The sequence below is a fragment of the Myxococcales bacterium genome (assembly GCA_016712525.1).
Classification (GTDB): Bacteria; Myxococcota_A; Polyangia; order Polyangiales; family Polyangiaceae; genus JAAFHV01.
In genome coordinates this window covers 394,353-413,335 of sequence record JADJQX010000006.1, presented here as the reverse complement: position 1 = coordinate 413,335, position 18,983 = coordinate 394,353, and the positions used below count along the sequence as shown (strand labels likewise).

Annotated in this window: 14 protein-coding genes and 1 pseudogene; 4 read left to right on the top strand and 11 right to left on the bottom strand. The window is 69.4% G+C overall.

From position 1 onward, the window contains the following. Positions 1-3: 3 nt before the first annotated feature. The 4 genes from IPK71_13645 to IPK71_13630 form a co-directional block, all read right to left on the bottom strand. The gene (locus IPK71_13645; protein MBK8214777.1) at positions 4-1,932 is read right to left on the bottom strand and encodes a PQQ-dependent sugar dehydrogenase; all 1,929 of its coding nucleotides are present in this window, start codon (positions 1,930-1,932) and stop codon (positions 4-6) included. 369 nt (positions 1,933-2,301) lie between these two features. Continuing rightward, positions 2,302-2,931 (bottom strand): hypothetical protein, encoded by a 630-nt coding sequence (locus IPK71_13640; GenBank protein ID MBK8214776.1) that lies wholly within the window; start codon positions 2,929-2,931, stop codon positions 2,302-2,304. Between the two features lie 406 nt (positions 2,932-3,337). Next, positions 3,338-6,028, bottom strand: a complete 2,691-nt coding sequence (locus IPK71_13635; protein MBK8214775.1) for an HAD-IC family P-type ATPase — start codon at positions 6,026-6,028, stop codon at positions 3,338-3,340. Continuing rightward, positions 6,025-6,720 (bottom strand): response regulator transcription factor, encoded by a 696-nt coding sequence (locus tag IPK71_13630; protein MBK8214774.1) that lies wholly within the window; start codon positions 6,718-6,720, stop codon positions 6,025-6,027. Before IPK71_13630 ends, IPK71_13635 begins: the two co-directional genes overlap by 4 nt. Before the next feature lie 325 nt (positions 6,721-7,045). On the opposite strand from IPK71_13630, the gene IPK71_13625 reads away from it, so the two are divergent. Beyond that, the gene (locus IPK71_13625; protein ID MBK8214773.1) at positions 7,046-8,821 is read left to right on the top strand and encodes a chloride channel protein; all 1,776 of its coding nucleotides are present in this window, start codon (positions 7,046-7,048) and stop codon (positions 8,819-8,821) included. Between the two features lie 171 nt (positions 8,822-8,992). On the opposite strand, the gene IPK71_13620 is transcribed toward IPK71_13625, so the two are convergent. The 3 genes from IPK71_13620 to IPK71_13610 all read right to left on the bottom strand — a co-directional run bounded on the left by IPK71_13620 (position 8,993) and on the right by IPK71_13610 (position 11,616). Continuing rightward, entirely contained in the window at positions 8,993-9,553 is a 561-nt protein-coding gene (locus IPK71_13620) for an OmpA family protein (GenBank protein MBK8214772.1), read from the bottom strand. Positions 9,554-9,638: 85 nt separating this feature from the next. Next, the gene (locus IPK71_13615) at positions 9,639-10,484 is read right to left on the bottom strand and encodes a universal stress protein (GenBank protein MBK8214771.1); all 846 of its coding nucleotides are present in this window, start codon (positions 10,482-10,484) and stop codon (positions 9,639-9,641) included. A gap of 184 nt (positions 10,485-10,668) precedes the next feature. Continuing rightward, on the bottom strand, positions 10,669-11,616 hold the full coding sequence (locus tag IPK71_13610) for a universal stress protein (GenBank protein ID MBK8214770.1): 948 nt from the start codon (positions 11,614-11,616) through the stop codon (positions 10,669-10,671). A 276-nt stretch (positions 11,617-11,892) separates the two neighbouring features. Between IPK71_13610 and IPK71_13605 the strand changes: the two genes are divergently transcribed. Then, complete coding sequence (locus IPK71_13605; GenBank protein ID MBK8214769.1) at positions 11,893-12,342, top strand: LysR family transcriptional regulator; 450 nt, start codon at positions 11,893-11,895, stop codon at positions 12,340-12,342. A gap of 2 nt (positions 12,343-12,344) precedes the next feature. Here the strand turns inward: IPK71_13605 and IPK71_13600 are convergent, their stop codons facing one another. Further along, positions 12,345-13,094: an ATP-binding protein gene (locus IPK71_13600; protein ID MBK8214768.1), complete on the bottom strand. Its 750-nt coding sequence runs from the start codon at positions 13,092-13,094 to the stop codon at positions 12,345-12,347. Positions 13,095-13,112: 18 nt separating this feature from the next. After that, a pseudogene (locus IPK71_13595) lies at positions 13,113-14,656 on the bottom strand (IS21 family transposase). 163 nt (positions 14,657-14,819) lie between these two features. Here IPK71_13595 and IPK71_13590 point away from each other — a divergent pair. Both IPK71_13590 and IPK71_13585 read left to right on the top strand, forming a co-directional pair. After that, positions 14,820-15,461, top strand: coding sequence for a hypothetical protein (locus IPK71_13590; GenBank protein MBK8214767.1), 642 nt, complete (start codon positions 14,820-14,822; stop codon positions 15,459-15,461). Between the two features lie 364 nt (positions 15,462-15,825). Continuing rightward, positions 15,826-17,073, top strand: coding sequence for a serine/threonine protein kinase (locus IPK71_13585; GenBank protein ID MBK8214766.1), 1,248 nt, complete (start codon positions 15,826-15,828; stop codon positions 17,071-17,073). Positions 17,074-17,082: 9 nt separating this feature from the next. On the opposite strand, the gene IPK71_13580 is transcribed toward IPK71_13585, so the two are convergent. Both IPK71_13580 and IPK71_13575 read right to left on the bottom strand, forming a co-directional pair. After that, on the bottom strand, positions 17,083-17,556 hold the full coding sequence (locus IPK71_13580; protein ID MBK8214765.1) for a hypothetical protein: 474 nt from the start codon (positions 17,554-17,556) through the stop codon (positions 17,083-17,085). Positions 17,557-18,743: 1,187 nt separating this feature from the next. After that, positions 18,744-18,974 carry a hypothetical protein gene (locus tag IPK71_13575; protein ID MBK8214764.1) on the bottom strand — a complete coding sequence of 77 codons (231 nt, stop codon included), beginning with the start codon at positions 18,972-18,974 and terminating at the stop codon, positions 18,744-18,746. Positions 18,975-18,983: the final 9 nt, after the last annotated feature.

Here is an 18,983-nt window from a genome sequence, read left to right as displayed (position 1 = left end):
CCGCTACTCGGAAGGGCACGGCGGCATCGCGCCGATCCACCGCTCGAAGAGCCGGACGGCCGCGTCGTCGACCACGCGTCGCCCCAGCGGGGGCATGCGGATGTCTCCCGTGTCGGCGACCCGGCGGACCAGCACCGACGACTCGGGCTTACCCGGGATCACGAGCTCTGGCGCATCCGGGAAGTGCGTCGCGTACGCCGTGCGGCAGAGGAGGCCCATCTCCTCGAGTGAGGCCGAGGCTCGGAAGTCGAAGCCGCGCGTCCTGTGGCAGTGCGCGCAGTTGCCTTGGATGTACGAGCGCGCGCGCGTGTCGAGGTCGGCGCGCTCGTCGTACGGGTTCACGAGCTTCGGCCACGCCGGCGCTTCGGGGACCGCGTGGACGAGCCCGCCCTTCGCCCACGCCTCGAGGATGGGTGTGCCCGCGCCGTCGCGGTGAGGCTCGAGCTGGGAGGCCTGGAACCCGAGCACGCGCCCGGCCGTCGGGTTGTGGCAGGTGGCGCACGCCGAGCGCGCGGGGAAGTCCCACACGCGGCCGGCGGCGAGGGGCGCGGAAGCGCCGTCCGGGAGGAGAGAGGCGTCCGTGCCGTCGGCGTTCCAGGCGAACGAGTAGCCGAGCCACCCACGCGCGGCGTCGTTCACCATCATGCGCGTCTCGACCTTGTGAGGCCCGTCCGAGAACTCCTTCAGGAGCATCGTGCCCGGTGGGAAGTCGAACGTGCCGTCCCCGTGGAGGGAGAGCTTCTCGCCGTCCGGGACCGAGATCCACCGGCGCTTCGCGAGGCCGTCCGAGTAGAGCGGCGCGACCACGCCGTACGGGACGAGGCGCGGGTCCATCTCCCCGTCGCGGAGGCAGCCGAGGCTCGCGAGCGTCGCGGCCTCTTCGGGCGTGTCGTCGCCCGGGTCGAGCCTGAAGATCTTGCCGGTCGCGTAGTCGATGACCGAGAGCTCGCCGTCGACGTCCTCCGCGAAGCCCGCGAGGAACATGCCGGTGTCGACCACGTCCTCGCCGACGCTCGGTCGCGTCACGCCCCCCGTGGGGATCGTCCAGATTCGCCCGCTGACGAAGTCGCCATAGACGTACTTCCCGTCGAACCTCGGGACGTTCTTCCCGCGGTACTCGTACCCGCCCACGACGGCCTGGCCTTCGACGTGCGAGTACTCGACCACGGGGTGGGTCCCGTCGTCCGGGCACGTCGCGGCGAAGGCACAGTGGGTGCCCTCGCGGTCGGGCCAGCCGTAGTGCTTGCCCCGCTCGACGGCGTCGATCTCCTCCCAACGAAAGTGACCGACGTCCGCGACCCAGAGCCTGCCCGTCGGGCCGAACGACATGGTCCACGGGTTGCGGAAGCCCGTCGCGTAGACCTCGGCCCTGCCCGAGAGCACGAACGGGTTGTCCGCGTAAAGGCCGTACGGGCGCTCCCCTCCGAGCACGTCGATGCGGAGGATCTTCCCGAAGAGCGTGTTCGGGTTCGGAGCTCCGCGGCGGGGATCCCCGAACGCGCCATCTCCCGTCGAGACGTAGAGCGCGCGGTCCGGGCCGAACGCGAGCGCGCCACCGTGGTGCCAGGCGTCGGTCCTGTCGATCGTGAGCACGGGCTCGACCACCACGTTGGGCAGCTCACCGCCGCCGACGTCCCGCAAGCGGCTCACGACGAAGCGGAACTTCACGCCCTCGGGGGCCTCGCGCGCGGCGGTCGTGTACGAGACGAAGATCTCGCCGGTCTTCGCGTAGTCCGGGGAGATGGCGAGCCCGAGCAGCCCGCCCTCTTCGTCCACCTCGCGCGCGAGCGACGCGAGATCGGCCCACTCCTCCGTGTCGCCGTCGTCGCGCACCCGGAGCACCCGCCCCCCCTTCTCCAGCACGAAGAACGGCGCACCCTCGAGCGGGCGCGCGAGCCGCGTGGGCTGGGCGAAGGCGCGCCCCCCGAACATCGGCGTGAGGCGCACCTTGGCGGGCGCGCGCGGGGGTCGGCAAGGCGAGCGTGGCTCCCGAACGAAGGCGGACGCCGGAGATCCCGCGTCATCCTCGGGGGTGGCGCAGTGGACGAGTGGTAAGAGTAGGAGAGCGGCGGACGCGCGCCCCCACGCGCGTCGTGAAGAAAGGGGCATGGGCAAAGCTACGTGAGGGGGACGGCGAAGAATCGATCACACGGATCGACGAAATTTGTCTGCCGTACCTCACCTCACTGTCAAGTCCTCAGCTCGACGACCTTCGCCGCGTCCCCTCGGGAGGACGCCTCGGGGCGTTTCGACGATCCTGACGTGGCCCCCCCCGACCTCTGCGGTCGCGCGCTTACCGCCTCACGCCGAGGCGCGGTACAAGAACGAGCCGCCGAGCCCGACCTCACGCGTGCCCGTGGTCTTCAGGTCGCTGGGCCTCATGTCGACGATGCTCGGGTAATCGTAGCGAGCCTGGTATTGTAGGAAGCTGACGAGCAGCGAACGAGGCGCGCTCGCGCGGTTGAAAAAGAAGGAGATCTTCAACGACGACGGCACTCCCGGCAGCGAGATGCGATCGAGCACGACGGCGGATGCCCCCGAAGAGATGATCTCGGTGCGAGAGATCGCGACGAAGCCACCTGGGTACGTGCGCGTCTCGAGCCGCGCGTAGTCGCGCCCGTTCGCACCCTTCGCACGTGTCGCGTAGAAGTACGTGAAGCTCGGCACGAAGATCTGGCCCGAGAAGGCGAGCTTGTACCCGCCCATCGGCGGCGGGTTTCTCTCGAACTTCACACCGAGCCCGGGGCTCTGCGCACCCGCCGGGATGCGCGAGTTGAGCGGATGGTTGGGCGGGGCCACGAGCGGGGCCGCCCCGAACGCCGCGCGGTCCTCGTCCGTCAGCGCGTCCTCCGCGGAGGCACGCCCGGAGATCCCGAGCACTCCGAGCCCCGCGAGCCCACCCAAGAACCCTCTCCGTGACGTCTCGTTCATCGCGTTCTCCTCCTGGGCCGTCCGAGGCCCGTGCGCTATCGACGAAGCGCCGCGACCGGCATTCGCTCCGCAGATCAAACTCCGCGGTGGTAGCACGTGTCGCGCCAGGCTCTTCGATGCGTTGGCCGGGAGTGTGCGTCGCGAGCTTCGGGCGCACGCCAAGGCCTCGTGCGCCCGCCGTTGCCCTCGATCTCGCTGCTGAGCGCGAGCGGTTGCCGCGAGCCTGAGCTGGGAATGAAGCTGACGACGACCTGCCGTCAACCTCTGAGCTCGGCGTCGGCATTTCGGGGTGAGGCCCGAGTGTGGCGAAGCGCCACAGTGAGGCATTCATCCACACTGCGTGGCTGGCCTAGGAGCGTGCCCCCGTGACCCATCGCTTGGGACCTCGGGAGCCGCACCGTACCCATCACCGAGCGGCGTTCCTTCTCCGAGCCCGCTCGACTGCCCCGTACACCTCGAGCGCGAGCGGGGAGAGCAGCGCGAGCAGCAGGAGCTTGAGCCAATGGTCCGCGGAGACGAACGAGAGCCGCAGCACGCTCGAGAGCCCCGGGATGAACGCCGCGCCCAGGTGGAGCACGAACGCCACGATCGCGCCCCCGAGGAGGAGCGGGTTCCGCCGCGGATCGAGCGCGAAGAGGCTCCGCTCTTCGGTTCGGGCGGCCCCGACCTGAGCGTTCTCGAACAGCACGAGCCCGAGCAGGAGCACGCTCCGCGCTTCGTCGACGGGGAGCCCCGAGGCGAGGGCGTCCCGGAACAGCCACGTCGCCGAGAGCCCGCCCACGACGGCCGTGATGAGCACGCGCGCGATCATCCGTCGCTCGAAGATGGGCTCCTTCGGGGGGCGCGGCGGCCTCGCGAGCTCCCCCCCCTCGGCAGGCTCGAAGGCCAGCGCGACGTCCTGGATGCCGTTCGTCACGAGGTTCAGCCACAAGAGCTGCGCCGGGAGGAGCGGCGGTGGGAGGCCGAGGCCGACGGAGACGAGGAACGTCACCACCTCCGTGGCGCCGGTGGAGACGAGGAGGAAGACCACCTTCCGGACGTTGGCGTACGCCACGCGCCCCTCCTCGATCCCGGCCACGATCGAGGCGAAGTCGTCGTCCGTGACGACGAGGGAGGAGGCCTCTCGCGCGACGTCCGTCCCACGCTTCGCCATGGCGACCCCGACGTGGGCGGCGCGCAGCGCGGGCGCGTCGTTCGCGCCGTCCCCGGTGACGGCCACGAAGTGCCCTGCCCGCGTGAGCGCCTCGACGACCAGGAGCTTCTGCCGCGGCTCGACCCGCGCGAAGACCCGCGATCGCGCGACCAAAGCGTCGAACGTGGCCTGCCCGCTCCGCTCGGCGTCCGCGAGCCCCTTCCCCGTGACGACCTGCTCCATCGAGCTCGCCATGCCGAGCTGGCGAGCGATCGCGAAGGCCGTCACCGGATGGTCTCCGGTCACCATCGCCACCTCGACCCCTGCCTTCCGGCACGCCGCGACGGCGGGCTTCGCCTCGGGTCGGAGCGGGTCCACCAGCGCGACGAGGCCGAGGAACGTGAGCCCGGTGAGCTCGCTCGGCCCCCACGGGCCCTCAGAGGACACGGGCCCACGCGCGACCCCAAGGACGCGGAACCCGTCCTCCGCGAGCGCCGCGGCGACACGCTCGATCGCCACGGCGTCGAGAGGCACCTCACCCTCGCGGGTCTGCATCGTCGCGCACATCCGGAGGAGGCGCTCGAATGCGCCCTTCACGTGCGCGAGGACGGCGCCGTGCGCCTCGTGCATCGACGCCGCGAAGCGCGTCTCCGCCTCGAACGGGATCGTGCCTCTCCGCGGGTGGGTGGCCTCGAGCCCCGCGCGACGCACGTCGACCTTGTGGGAGAGCGAGAGCAGCGCGACGTCGACGGCGTCGCCGTGGGCCGCCCAGGTGTCGCCCTTCCGTACGAGGGAGCCCTCGCTCGCGAGCACCGCCGTCTCGACGAGGGCTCGGACCTGCGGCTCGAGCCCGGCGATGTCGGCGGGATACACGACGTGCCCCTCATGGTCTGCCGTGGTCTCGACGGCGAGCGGCTCGGCCCCCGGGACGGCCACCTTGGCGACCGTGAGCTCGTTCTTCGTGAGGGTGCCGGTCTTGTCGGACGCGATGAAGGTGCACGATCCGAGCGCCTCGACGGCCACGAGCTTGCGCACGATCACGTTCCGCTTGCTCATCCTGCGGGTCGCGATCGAGAGCGCGACGGTGAGCGCGACGGGCAAGCCCTCCGGGATGGCCGAGACCGCGAGCGCCACGCACACGAGGAAGACCTCGGCGAGCGGCATCCCACGCCACGCTCCGACCAGCCCGACGAGCGTCACCGAGAGCACGACGGCCACGGCGACCTTTCGCGCGAACCTGTCGAGGCGTTGGAGCAGGGGCGGCTTCGGCTCGCGGCTCGTCGCCATGGACGACGCGATCTTCCCGACCTGCGTGTCGAGGCCCGTCGCCACGACGACGCCGAGCCCACGGCCGCGCACCACCATGGAGCCCGAGTGCGCGACGCCGACGCGATCCCCCAGCGCGGCGTCGGCCGTGGCCACACGCTCCGCGTCCTTCTCGGCCGGCTCGGACTCGCCCGTGAGCAGAGACTCGTCGATGGCGAGCCCCGAGGTCGAAAGGAGGCGCAGGTCGGCAGGCACCTTCGCGCCCGACTCGAGGAGGACGAGATCTCCGAGCACGAGGGTGGCCGCGTCGACGTCGATCTCCTCCCCCGCGCGCACCACGCTCGACCGCGCGGGTACGAGCGCACGGAGCGCGTCGGCGCTCTTCGCGGCGCCACGCTCTTGGACGGTCCCGATGAGCGCGTTCACGAGGAGGACCGTGACGATGAACGCAGCATCCGCCGTGTAGCGCAGCGCGAAGGCCACGACGGCGGCGACCACGAGCAGCGCGATGAGCGGGCTCCCGAACTGGGCGGCGAAGATGCTCGCCAGCGAGCGGCTGGGAGGCGGAGGGAGACTATTTGGGCCGAGCGCGGTGAGGCGGGTCGCGGCCTCGACGGCGGAGAGTCCGGCCTCGCTCGAGCCGAGCGCAGCGAGGGCCTCACGGGAGGCCTTGGCGTGCGCGTCGTCGAGACACTTCATCGGTCTGGCCTCCCCGCGCGTCGCGCTCGTAAACGGTACCCGAAGCCGCGCACGGTCTCGAGGAGATCCTCGTCGTCCCCGAGGCGGCATCGGAGGCGATGGATCGCCACGTTGACCTCTCGAACGCGCGCGCGGTCGCTGCGTGCCTCGTCTTGCTCCCACAAGAGCGCCCCGAGCTCGCGCGCGGGGAGGGGCTGACCTCGCCGACGCGCGAGCGCCGCGAAGAGCTCGATCTCACGCGGCGTCAAGGGTCCGAGCTCCCGCCCGGCGTAGGTCACGCTCTTGGAGCGCACGTCGACCTCGAAGCCGTCGTAGCGCACTACCTCCACGCTCGAGCACCTTCGACCGACGGCCCACACCCGGGCCGCGATCTCGACGTGCGAGACGGCCCCGCGGACGACGTCGTCGACGTCTCCTCGGAGCGCAGCAGCGAGGTCTTCGTTCGAGAGCGCCTCCGCGAGAAGGATCACGCCGCCCCTGTAGCCCGAGCTGCGAAGCCGCGAGGCGACCGCGCGGCCCACGGCGTCGACGAGCTCGTCACGGAGGACGATCACGTCCTCGTCCAGCTCCCCTGGCTCCAGGAGCTCCGCAGGCCGCGTCGTCCATCGGGCCGCGTGCCCGTCATGGGCGGAGAGATACCCCGCGAGAGCGCTGGCTCGGGCGCCGTCGGAGTCGACGAGCAGGACCTTCACGCGCCCGCGTTAGCAAACCCCAAGCCACGTCGTGGGCGAGGGGTCGTTCGACCGCGAAGCCCGTCCGCGGTGGGACGCGACCGTGGCGAAGTGCAACGGTGAGGCGTTTCTCGACACGGAGCGCGAGGACACTCGCCGATCCCTCGACGACGAGCGCGCCTCGAAAAGAACGTCGCGCCCGGCGGGGCGCCTCGACGCCCATGAGGTGTCGGAGTACCGTCCGCCTCGTACTTTGACCGCTCCTCCATCCCCGCCCCCGAGTGAGCCTCGGCTCGCGCCGCCGTCCACGTCGAGGATACCGACGCCCCCGCCTTCGGTGAGGTTGATGGTCGAGGAGCGTACGGCCCGAGCGTCGCGCCTCTCCGACAAAGTGCGCCGCGCCCTCCTCCGCGCGCTCCCCAGCGAGGCGCAGCGCCTCTTCGCGCTCACGCTCCTCGTCGGCGTCGTGTGCGGCGTCGTCGCCGTGGCATTCCACCTCGCCATTCACCTGGCCGAGCACCTGCTCATCGAGCGCGCCTACGCCGCACCGGGCCTCCTCTCCGACGTGCTCGTCGTGGCCCTCCCCACCGTAGGCGGGCTCGTGGTCGGGGCGTGCCTGACGTGGCTCGTGCCCGGCGCGCGCGGCTCGGGCATCCCGCAGGTGAAGCAGGCGTTCGCCGAGCCGGGAGGCCGCGTCCGCCTCCGCGACGCCGTAGGGAAGTTCTTCCTGGGCGCCGCGCAGATCGGCTCGGGAGCTTCCCTCGGGCGCGAGGGCCCCACCGTTCAGATCTGCGCCGGAGCGAGCAGCGCGCTCGCGCGGGCGGCGCGCCTGTCTCCACTCGGAGCCAAGCGCCTCATGCCCGTCGGGGTCGCGGCGGGCATCGCGGCGGCCTTCAACGCGCCCATCGCCGCAGTGACTTTCACGATCGAAGAAATCGTCGGCAAGCTCGATCAAGCCGTGCTGTCCGGGGTCGTCGTCGCCGCCGCGCTCGCGGCCGTCATCGAGCGGAGCGTGCTCGGCACCCACCCCGTGATCGAGGTGAAGAAGCCCTATGGCCTCGATCATCCCTCGTCGCTCCTCTTCTATGCGCTCCTCGGGGTGGCGGCCGCGCTCGTCTCGGTCCTCTTCACGGACGCCCTCCTCGGCGTGCGCGCCGCGTTTCGTCGGTTCCGCCGTGTCCCTCCGTGGGCTCACCCGGGCCTCGGAGGTCTCGCGACCGGCCTGCTCGCGGTCGGGGTGCTCCGTGGTCTCGGAGAGAGAGGGGTGACGGGCGGAGGGTACGAGACCCTCGGCCTCGCGCTCGCGGGAAAGCTCTCGCTCGCAGCGCTCGCGGTGCTCTGCTTCGTCAAGATGTCCGCCACCGTGCTCTCGTACTCCAGCGGAGGCGCGGGGGGTATCTTCGCGCCCTCGCTTTTCGTCGGAGCGATGCTGGGTGGTGTGCTCGGGTATGCCGACATGGTGGCGTTCGGGCACGACGAGGCCTCGCTCGGCGCCTTTGCGCTGGTGGGCATGGGCGCGGTCTTCGCCGGAGTCGTGCGCGCCCCGATCACCTCGGTGCTCATCATCTTCGAGATGACTGGCGACTACGGCCTCGTCTTGCCCTTGATGGTCGCGAACACCGCTTCGTACGTGCTGGCGCGCAAGGCGCGTCCGAAGTCGATCTACGAGGCACTCCTCGCCCAAGACGGAGTCACCCTCCCCGAGGCCGAGCCCGGACCGCGTGAGCCCACGATCGTCACCGGCGTCCTCCGCGTGGGCGAGGCCGCGAGCGAGGCGGTCGTCGTCCCGGCCCACGCGTCCGTCACCGAGGCGCTGTCCCTCGTGGCGAGCTCTCCGGCGCTCTGTTTTCCCGTCGTCCGCCCGAACGGCACGTGCCTCGGCATCGTCCGCGCGAGCGTCCTCCGGGCGGCGTCGTCCGGTTCGGCAGGGCTCCGCGTCGACGCGCTCGTGCAAGGGGCGCCAGTCCTCCGCGACGACGAAGTGCTCGCAGCGGGCGCCTCAGGGCTCGTACGGAGCGGTGTCGGGGTCGCGTTGATCGTCGACGCCGACGAGCGGCTCACCGGCGTGCTACGCCCCGAGGACGTCCTTCGGGCGCTCGCGGCCCACGGCGACATTCACTGAGCGCACTCACTTCTTCGTTTTCGTTATGAAACTTCGAGCGGCCGAAGCGAGTGACGATTGGCCTCTACGCTGACGACATAGGCTGTCCGTCGGCACGGAGGGCGGGCCACCCCTCGGGCCCCCCGACACGGGCACTGCGCCAGCGGCGAGCCGCGAAGTAGAGTCCCGTCCTCACCCACCGGTGCGCGAGGCGAGGGAGATGTCCACCCGGCGGTCGTGAGCCCACGAAGCTTCGTCCGTCCCCACGGCATCACTCTCGCCGCGCGACCGAACATCGAGCCGCGCATCTGCCACCCCCCGTTCGTGGAGGTACTCGGCGACAGCCGTGGCGCGGGCGCGCGCGAGGGCGTCGTTGTACTCCTCCGTGCCGCGAGGATCGGCGTGGCCGACGAGAGAGAGAGCGGCCCGTGCGAGCGGTCCACCGCGCAGGCAAGACGCGAGACCATCGAGCACCCGCTGTCCGCGTGGACGCAACGCGGCCGAGTCGTAGTCGAAGTGAGGGCCGTCGGCGGAGATGACGATGCCGCACTTCGCGAGCAGGTCGTCCGAGAGCATGATCGAATCCCCGGATGGACGGGGCGACCGCGCCCCTTGGGACTCCGGAGCCAGTGTGACGATCGGGTCCGGAGAGAGGGGCGGAAGGGCGGGCTTTTCGTGGCAGGCCGAAAGCGCAGGCGCAGCGAGAGCGGCCGCGGCGAGGAGGAGAGAGCTGCGAATCGTACGGGAGACCATGGTTTTCCTTTCGTTTTGGTACCGAGCGGGAGCGCGCGCTCGTGCGCGTGGGTCCGAAGGCGTGACGGGCCGACGGCGGGGTGGCCTACGACGGCCTGCGCCGAGCAGAGAACGCCTCGGGCACGACGAGAACCGAGCGAGCCGCCCCGTCAGCGACCTCGCGCAACGTCCGCCCGAGCCTCGATTTCGCGCCCAACACCAAGACATCCGACTCGCGTGCCCGAGCGAGCTCGAGCACCGCTGCGGCCGTCGACTCGCGAGACGTGACCGTAGCGTCCTCGACGACCGACGCGCTCCGAACGATGCGCTCGAGCTTGGAGAGCGGCCCAAGAGTGAGCTGCCGGGTGAGCTCGCGCGGCAACGCGAGCGGTAGGTTGGCGGTACCGAACGGAACGTTGTGCACGAGAGATACCGTTCGACCGACACGACGAGCGAAGTCCGCCGCCGCGCGAACGACAGGGATGGTTTCGTCCTCGAGGTCGGTCGCCGCCAAGACATCGCCGTCGCGTGTCGGGCTCGCCAACATCACGGGACGGGTCGCCCGCTGGATGAGCTCCTCGACCTTCTTCCCCGGCGCCGGAGACGAGTGCGAAGCACGCCCGCCGACGACGACGAGGTCGGCGTCCACCGCGCGAGCCACGGCGTTCACTTTGGCGGGGACGCGACCGTAGCGTAGGTGGATCCTCCGCTCGGAGAGCACGATGCCAGTCTCGAAGGCTGCCCAGTCCTGGATCGCCGCCTTGTGGCTCTTCGTGCGCTCCGATACCCGGAAGGGGCGAGCGTCGGCCGCGGCCGCGCGATGCGACGCCACGTGAACTACGCGCAGCTCGCCGCGGAGGATGGTGGCGAGCTCGTGCGCGCGCTGGAGCGCGACGCGCGACGCTCGGTCCATCGACACGGCGACGAGCACTACGGGCTTCCTGGTGGGCACGGGCAAAGGGTTCGGAGTCGGCTCCGTGGCAACGGGGCGTGTGCTGACAGCTATCATTGGCCCCTCCCCCAGGTAGTAGCGACGTCCATCTTCATTTTCCGTTTTCCTTTCTGTCCGCCTCACGGGCGGACGTAGTTCTTTCGCGTTGTCTCGTGGGGTCGAGAGGCAGGTATCTGCCGCGACTTCATTCGGCTGCGTCGAGGGGCTCCACGACGACCGTGCGCCGCGCCTTGTCCACCACGTCGGCGGCGAGGTCGCTCGAGAGCACGCGGTCGACCCAGGAGCGAGGCCGTGCGCCGACGACCACGATGTCGGCGTCCCTCGTGCGGGCCTCGTCGAGGATGGCTCGGCACGAGTCGAGGCCTACCGTGATGACAGAGCTCGAGGTCGCGGCCATCCGACGAGCCGCTCCGCGAAGCCGCCTCGTCCGAAGCTCAAGCACCGATGCGATGGTGTCGCCCATTTGAGAGAAGGGCGAAGCGATGTCCGCGATGGAGACAAAGGGCACGACGTTGTGCACCGCCACCATCCGCCCACCGAGGGAGCGTCCGAGGCGGGCCGCCCGACGGAGCACCGGGTACCCCTCTTCGGCGAGGCTCGTGGCAGCGACGATGGTGTCTTCCTTGCCGCGGGCCTTCGGGACGAGCACCGGTTTGCCGATGGCGCAGGCGATCGTCGACGCCGACCGGCCCACGCGGCGGCCCCCTGCCGGCACGACCACGAGGCTTGCTCGGATCTCACGAGCGTACGCGATCGTGGCCTCCTCGAAACCTCCGGTTCGAACGACGAGGCGCTCCGCGGTGCCGTCGTCTCCTAGGGCGTCGAGCAACCACGAGCGGGTCGAACGGACCGCCTTCTCGGACAGCTCGAGGGCCTGGAAAGCGTCGCTCACGTTCCGCTGGGGGAAGAGCACGTTGTGCCTCACGAGGCTCGGGAGTACGCGCAAGACGTGGAGCTCGTGACCGAGCGCTGCGGACGTCTGCACGGCGCGCCTCAACGCCGCGGACGGTAGTTCGTCCCCACGGAACGCGAGCAACGTGCGCTGCGCCTCGACGAGGCGCGGGGTGCGGGGTTGGATGGAAGCGTCGTGCACGGTCGCACCACGCACGGTAGGAAGGGCGTGCAGGGTCATCTTTTTTTCCTTTGCACCTGCGGGTAACGAGCCGTCGAGGCGCCCCAGGTGGTCAAGGCTGTCTCCGCTCCGAACGGGCGAAGCGCTAGAGCGTTCGCCGTGTCTTCGATCAAGGTACGTCCGGCACCTCATGTCGTCCATGACGAAACTCCGTCATGACATGTCGCTACAACCGACATAGGAGATCGACCCACGATCGCCTCCTGGTCCGGCGGACACTCGAGCCCGCAAGAACGCTCACGTGTGGGTAGTCGGGGGACTGCTAGGCTGTCCTCGATGGACTGGCTGAATTTCCACCACCTCTACTACTTCTGGCGCATCGCTCGCGCAGGAGGGCTCGCCAAGGCAGCCGCCGACATGCGCCTCAGCCACTCCACGCTCTCGGCGCAGCTCAAGGCGCTCGAAGCCGAGCTCGTGGCCGCGCTCTTCGAACGACGAGGGAGGAGGCTAGTCCTCACTCCGCTCGGCGAGCAGGTCGCGTCGTACGCCGACGACATCTTCCGCCTCGGGCGCGAGGTCCTCGACCTCACCCGTGGCCAGACCTCGGAGCACGGGGCTGCGCTACGCGTCGGTGTCGTTGCGCATTTCGCCCATCGCGATCGGCCGTTTCGGCGCATCGCGATCACGGAAATCGGGTCATCGCGATCGGAGCGAAGCGACGTCTCCCTGAGGCTCTGGATGATCGGTTCCAGGCTCGCGAGCAGGGTAAGCGGCCCGCCTTGCTGAGCTCAAGTTTCTGACTTCGATTCTTCCTGCGTCTTGCGCCGCGAGGGCCCGGTGAGCGCGATCTTGTGAGCGCCGTGGAGCACACGATCGCAGATGGCGTCCGCGACGGTGGGGTCGGCCAGGTACGCGTGCCATCGGTCGGGTCCGATCTGGCTCGTGAAGACGGTCGCGCGAAGGCCGTAGCGGTCTTCGAGGATCTCGAGCAGATCTCGGCGCGCCTCCTCGGTAAGGGGAGCGAGCGCGAAGTCGTCGAGCACGAGGACGTCCGCCTTCGCGATCCGAGACAGGACGCGGTGGTAGCTGCCGTCCGCGCGCGCGATGCGGAGCTCGTCGAAGAGCCGCGCCACGCGTCGATAGACGACGCGGAAGCCTTTGCGGCACGCTTCATGGGCGAGGGCGCATGCGAGGTAGCTCTTGCCCGTCCCGGTGGCTCCCGTGACGATCACCGTCTGGTGCTCGGTGACCCAACGACATGTCGCGAGCCGGCGCACCATGGGCTTGTCGAGCTGACGCTCACGGGCGAAGGAGATTCCTCGATGCACGCGTCGGTGATCCGGAGCTTCGCGTCGCGGAGATTTTTTCGCGAGCCGAGCATTTTCGCGAGCGAGCATCTCGGCTTCGACGAGGAGTGCGAAGCGATCGTCGAAGGCCATCGCGAGGGTGTCGGGAGACTTGTCCTGCTCGAGCCAGGCGGAGGCGAGCACGCCCAACCGCATGGCGTGAAGTTTCTCTAGAGTCGGTTCTCTCAGCATGTCTTCTCCTTGTTTCTCTCAGTGGTAGTAGTCGGCGCCGCGGACGTTTTCGTGGACTGGACCGGTCGCGGCGGGGGCTTCGGGCTGGGGCAGCGGCTGCGTGTCGAGGTTGTGTTTCAGGATCGTCAGCACGGAGCGGTAGCTGCGCGCGCCCACGTAGAGCGCTCGACGGCAGGCCGCGTCGAGTCGCTCGTTCCCGCACTTTTTCGCGAGCCGAAACAGTCCGAGGCACGAGCGGTAGCCCAGCTCCGGGTGATGACGCCCTCCGAGGATGGCTTCGCAGAGGCTGCGTGTGTGAGGGCCGATCTGCTCGGCCCAGTCGAGGATGCGCGAGGGGGTCCACTCGGCCTGAGCACGGTGGCTGCTCGGCATGTGCTCGGTCGTGGTCGTGAAGCCTCCGCGGCTGTAGCTCCGCACGTGCGCGGCAACGCGCTCGCGCCCGTGGAAGACTTCGATCGCGCTTGGCGTCGCCCGAAGCCAGAGCTCGACGTCGTCATGACGCAGGCCGTGCGGGACCGAGTAAAAGTGGCCGTCGAACGCGACGTGGTAGTCGACGTTGAGGCCAACCTTCTTCCACGTCTGCGTCTCGAACTCCCTGCTGGGGAGCGGCCCGAGGGCAGGCTTGTCGAGGCGCTCGAAGAGCTCGCGGCGGCTCGCCTTGTACGTCTTCATCGTCCGCGTGTTGAGGTCCGAAACGAGCTCACGCAAGCGCGCGTTGAGCTCGCCAAGGCTCGAGAACCTCTCGTCCCGGATGCGCGCGAGCAACCACCGCTCGGCAACCTGGACGCCGACCTCCACCTTCGCCTTGTCGCGCGGCGACTTCGGCCGCGCCGGCAAAATCGTGGTGCCGTAGTGGCGCGCGAGCTCGGCGGTGGTGCGTTGCACGCCAGGGTCGTAGCGGCACGCCTTCACCACGGCGCTCTTGAGTTGATCGGGCACGATCGCGCGCGGCACACCGCCGAAGAACGTGAGCGCCCGCGCAACGCTCGCGACGAAGTCGGGCACCTGCTGCGTCCGCGTCGCCTCGGCGTACGTGAAGTTGCTCGCCCCGAGAACGGCGACGAACAGCTCGACCTCGACGACCTCTCCCGTCTCGGGCTCCACGAATCGCGGACGCATCCCGGCGTAGTCGACGAACATCTTGTCGCCCGCGACGTGCGTCTGCCGCATCACGGGTGAGCGTCGCTTCTGCCACGCCCGGTAGCGATCGCAGAACGCGGTGTACCGTAGCCCGTCCGGCTGGGCCGCCAGGTACTCCATGTGCAGGAGCGCGAGCGTCACCCCCGGTCGCCGCAGCTCGACGTGCAACGCCGCGCAGTCGGGCTCAGGACGCATGCACGACGGTGGAGCTGGGGATAGAGGTACGTCTCGAGCTCCGCGTCGGAGAGCGCTTCCACGCTCGCCGCCGTCAGCCCGTGCGACCTCGCGTCGGCGAAGACCGCCGCCACGGTGCTCGGGCTCACGCCGACCGAGCGCGCGACCTCCCGGTGGCTGAGGCCGAGGGCCAGCTTTTGCCTTAAAATCTCTCGTAGACGGTGCATCGGAAGTCTCTCGGTCGCCATGCCGCCGTCGTAGACGCCATGGGCTGGAGCCCCCAGGAGACCGTCACCTCATGCCGCGATCGCGATGCCCGTTTTGGGTGATCGGCATCCCCCGTTTTGGGTGATCGCGATGCGCCGTTTTGTCCGATCGCGATGGTCCGAAATACGCAGTGTCGTCCCGGGCTTGCCGAAGTCACTCGCGCTCCGCCTCCTCGCGCCAGGGCTCGAGGCGCGCTCCCATCTCCTCGCGCGGCAAGGCGCGCTCGACGTGCTCGTGGCCGAGCTCGGCCAAGGTCGGCTTCACGCCGTGCTATCGGACGAGCCCGCGCCCGAAGGCGCCGCGCGGCGGGTATTTTCGCATTTGCTCGGCGAGTCGACGATCCTGCTCTATGCCGCCCCGGCTCTGGCTCGGGTGCACCGACGATCCTTCCCCGACACGCTCGCGAGCGCGCCGTTCCTGTTACCGGCACAAGGCCAATCGCTGCGGAGGCAGATCGATCGCTGGCTCGCCGACAAGGGCCTTCGCGTGGGCATCGTCGGTGAGTTCGACGACGCCGGAATGATGAGGGTGGCCGGCGCCGCGGGGATGGGGCTCCTTCCCGTCCGGGCGGCGCTCCGAGCCGAGGTCGAGGACGCGCACGCGATGGAGTTCGTCGGGCACCTCGATGGCCTCGTGGAGCGCTACTACGTTCTCTCCTCGGAGCGACGGACGCGCCACCGCGCCGTCACGCGGATCGTCGAGCAAGCGCGCGAGGGGCTCGCGCATACGCCAGGCAAGAAGGTCGCCGCCCGCCCCGCGCCGCATTCTCCGAAGAGGCGACGATGAGCGCGCAGTTGGAGCGGCGCGAGGGCATCGAGCAGGTCACCGGAGTATCGAGAACCGCCCCTCCCCGCTCCTCATTCACCTCGCCGTCGGCGCCTCGCTCTTCGCGACCGGCGCCTTGCGCCTCGTGCCCATGGCCGTGCTCTACGGCCTCTTTCTCGATGAAGGGGAATCAGTTCTTCGAGCGACTCCGGTGCGCGAAGGGACCGTGCGCACGTAGTGGACCGCAGGGTAGAGGGCCGGGTCGCGCGGCACATCCCCGCGGCGCAAATCACCGCCCTCGACGCCGACGAAGCTCCCACCGAGGTGGAAACGGACGACGCCGGGCCGTGACAACCGGGGAGGCGAGCGATAGCCTTGCCGATCCATGTCGACCTGGAGAAAGGACCGCCCACTGAAGCTCCCGCGGGCGGAGCACTATTTCCTGTTCGACCGCATCGCGGCGGGAGGCATGGCGGCCGTACACCTGGGGCTGCTTCGAGGTGCGCTCGGGTTCTCGCGAGTCGTCGCCATCAAGCGGCTTCACGCCACGCTCGCGCAAGACGCCCGCCGTGTCGCGATGATGGTGGACGAAGCGCGCGTCGCGGCGCTGGTCCGCCACGTCAACGTGGTCCCCACGCTGGACGTCATCGCTTCCGGCGGAGAGGTCTTCGTCGTCATGGAGTACGTGAGGGGCGCCGCGCTATCCTCGCTCGCGACACACGAGAGAGAGCAAGGTCGCCTCCTCCCTGCGGACATCCTCGTCGCCGTGCTTCGAGGTGCACTACGTGGCCTCCACGCGGCCCACGAGGCGACGACGTTCGAGGGCGAGCCGCTCGGGATCGTTCACCGTGACGTCTCTCCCCAGAACATCCTCGTCGGCGTCGCGGGGATCCCGCGCATCATCGACTTCGGCGTCGCCAGGGCGGCGGGGAGCCTCGACAACACGCGGGACGGCGAGTTCAAGGGGAAGCTCGCGTACGCGTCCCCCGAGCAGCTCAGCGGGGAGCCCGTCACGCGGCGCTCCGACGTCTTCGCGATGGGAGTGGTCCTTTGGGAGATCCTGACGGGCCAGAGGCTCTTCGCCGGCGAGACCGACCTCGACACGTACAGAAACGTGCTGATGGCGCATATTCGGCATCCGCTCGAGGTCTTCGACCAAGGCGACGAAGCGGGTGAGCGCATGAGGCTGCACCGCTCGAGGGCCGAGGTCGAACGCCTCGGCGGCGTGGCGATGCGGGCGCTCGCGCGGGAGCCTGACGCGCGGTTCCCGACGGCCGAAGCGATGGAGGACGCGCTCGGGAAGGAGGCCGCGTCTCCCGCACAAGTCGGCGCGCGTGTACGGGAGTGCGCCGCCGACCGGCTTGCCTTCGAGCACTCCGTCGTCTCGAGCGTGCTCGATCGAGCCGCCGAGCTCGAAGCGAGCGACGCGACGCCCGCAGCCTTCGCTTCCGGTGAGGTCGAAGAGGAACATTCGCCGACCCGGCTGCTTTCGCCCAAGGCCCCGCCGCGAGACCAACACGCCACGGAAAGCGCCCCGTTCGGAATCCCGCTCCGTCCGATGATCATCCTCGTGCCAGCGGTGTTGGCGGCGGCCTTCGCGGGGAGCTTCCTCGGACGGATCTTCCAACGCTGAGGGACGACGCTACTTCTTTTTCCTGGCCGCCGACGCGCCCTTCTTCTTGGCTGCGGGCTTCTTCGCTGCGGGCTTCTTCGCTGCGGGCTTCTTCGCTGCGGGCTTCTTCGCTGCGGGCTTCTTCGCTGCGGGCTTCTTCGCTGCAGCTCGCGCAGCCTTCGCCTTCGAGGAGCTCACCTTGCGGGTCTGCCTCCTCTGCAGGCTGGTCGCCTTCTTGACCCTGCCGGTCGCCTTCCTGGTCGACTTCCGAGACGGCTTTCCGCTCGCGGAATCTTCGAGCGCGGCCCCCCCCTTGGCCTCCGCGCGCTTCGACGCGTTGCGCCCGGCCGTTCGTCCGGCCCCAGCCTTGCGATCGGTCGCGCTCACTCCGGGCTTCGAGGTGTCGACAGGGTCGTCGCGACGTGGCCGACGCGGCGCTTTGGGCTTGGGCGGATTCGCGTCCTTCTGGTCTTGGGCCTTCTTCTGTTGTGCACGGGTTGCCATTCGACGAGCCTACTACTCCTTCCGAATCGGCACAGCGCTTTCGACCGAGCCCGTGTGTCGGCGGACAGCGCGCTCTTGCCAGCGTCCCGACGTTCGTCTCGTGCACGTCCGGATTTCACTGCGCGCTCTAGGCTTGGACACTATCCCAAGTTGCGGTCGTGCCCCGGTCCGGATCGAGGTGGCGACCAACAGCGCGATCCCCGTGGCCGCGGATGTGCCTCCGTGCCCGCTCTCGCCTCTCCTGGCGGTTGGTGGCGCGCTGTCGTGTTCGCCCGAGTCGAGCGGCTCAGAAAGCCGAGCACCTTCGAACGCCGGCTGCTGCGCAACAAGAAGGGGTGAGCGAGCTTCCTCGCGGCTGCGAGCGGAGGAGCCTATCTGCTCGCCACGGGGACCTACCGCTCGCTCCGCGCATGGATCGCGCGCTTCGAGCTGTCTCGGCGCATCATGGCCTACCTCTTTCGACGCAATGGACTTCTACATCGGGCTCGACCAGGACGTCGAGCTCGCGTGCGAGCTGGTAAGGGAGGCGTGCCTGACTAGCCCCTACGTGTTCCTTGAGCGCGCCGTCCCGGTGCTCGTGAAGCAGGTCATACTCGGTGACTACGGCGCGATGCATCTGAAGGCGCGCCCGTACGTCTTCGACTGCAAGTACGAGAAGCCCTTCGAGACGGACGTCCACATTCGAGTGCGCAAGGCGTTCCGCGTTCACGGGATCCTCCCCCTGCCGTACTCCACCGACGCCTCGAGGCGAACGATCCGGGCTTCGTCGAACGGGAGCCCCCGAAGGTTCCACCGAACCCAAGGAGCTCGGAGCGGCGGGGAGCTGAGCTCGCCTGCCGAGTCGTGGCGATTCGCAACAGCCCCCCCCAAGGTGTTGCGTTTTTCGACGCTCGAATCACAGAGAATCGTAGTTCAGACCGAAGTGAATTGTGGCCGAGCCGGGATGTCGGCGCTACCTTCGAGTTGCGCGCGCGCGAGTCAGGGAAAACCGAGCCCCTCTCCTCCTCGCCGCGCGTTCTTTTTTTCGACGAGGGCTCGGCGGGCCACGGGTCCTCACGCGCTCAAGGGCATTCGATGTCATGATCGTGCGGGCGTGTCAGCACTGCCTTCGACTTTCGTACGCGCGCCCTCACCTCCTCGCCTCACGTCCTTCCCGTCGACGAGGCAGCCCATGGCCCCACTCGCGTTCACGGACCTTCGAGACGGATGAGCCCCCGCGCGACGAGCAAGCCGATGGCGAGCACGACCTCCGTTTCACCGAGCCCTGATCGCGCGACGACGAGGTCGAGCCGTGTCCCGTCCTCCGCGACACCGTAGACCGCGAGCGCCGACGGCGGGAGACAACGGGAACCGAACGGCACCACGTTGGTGCGTCGTACGACGAGGCGAGTCGGGAACGCGGCGAAGATGTCGTTCATCGCTACCAC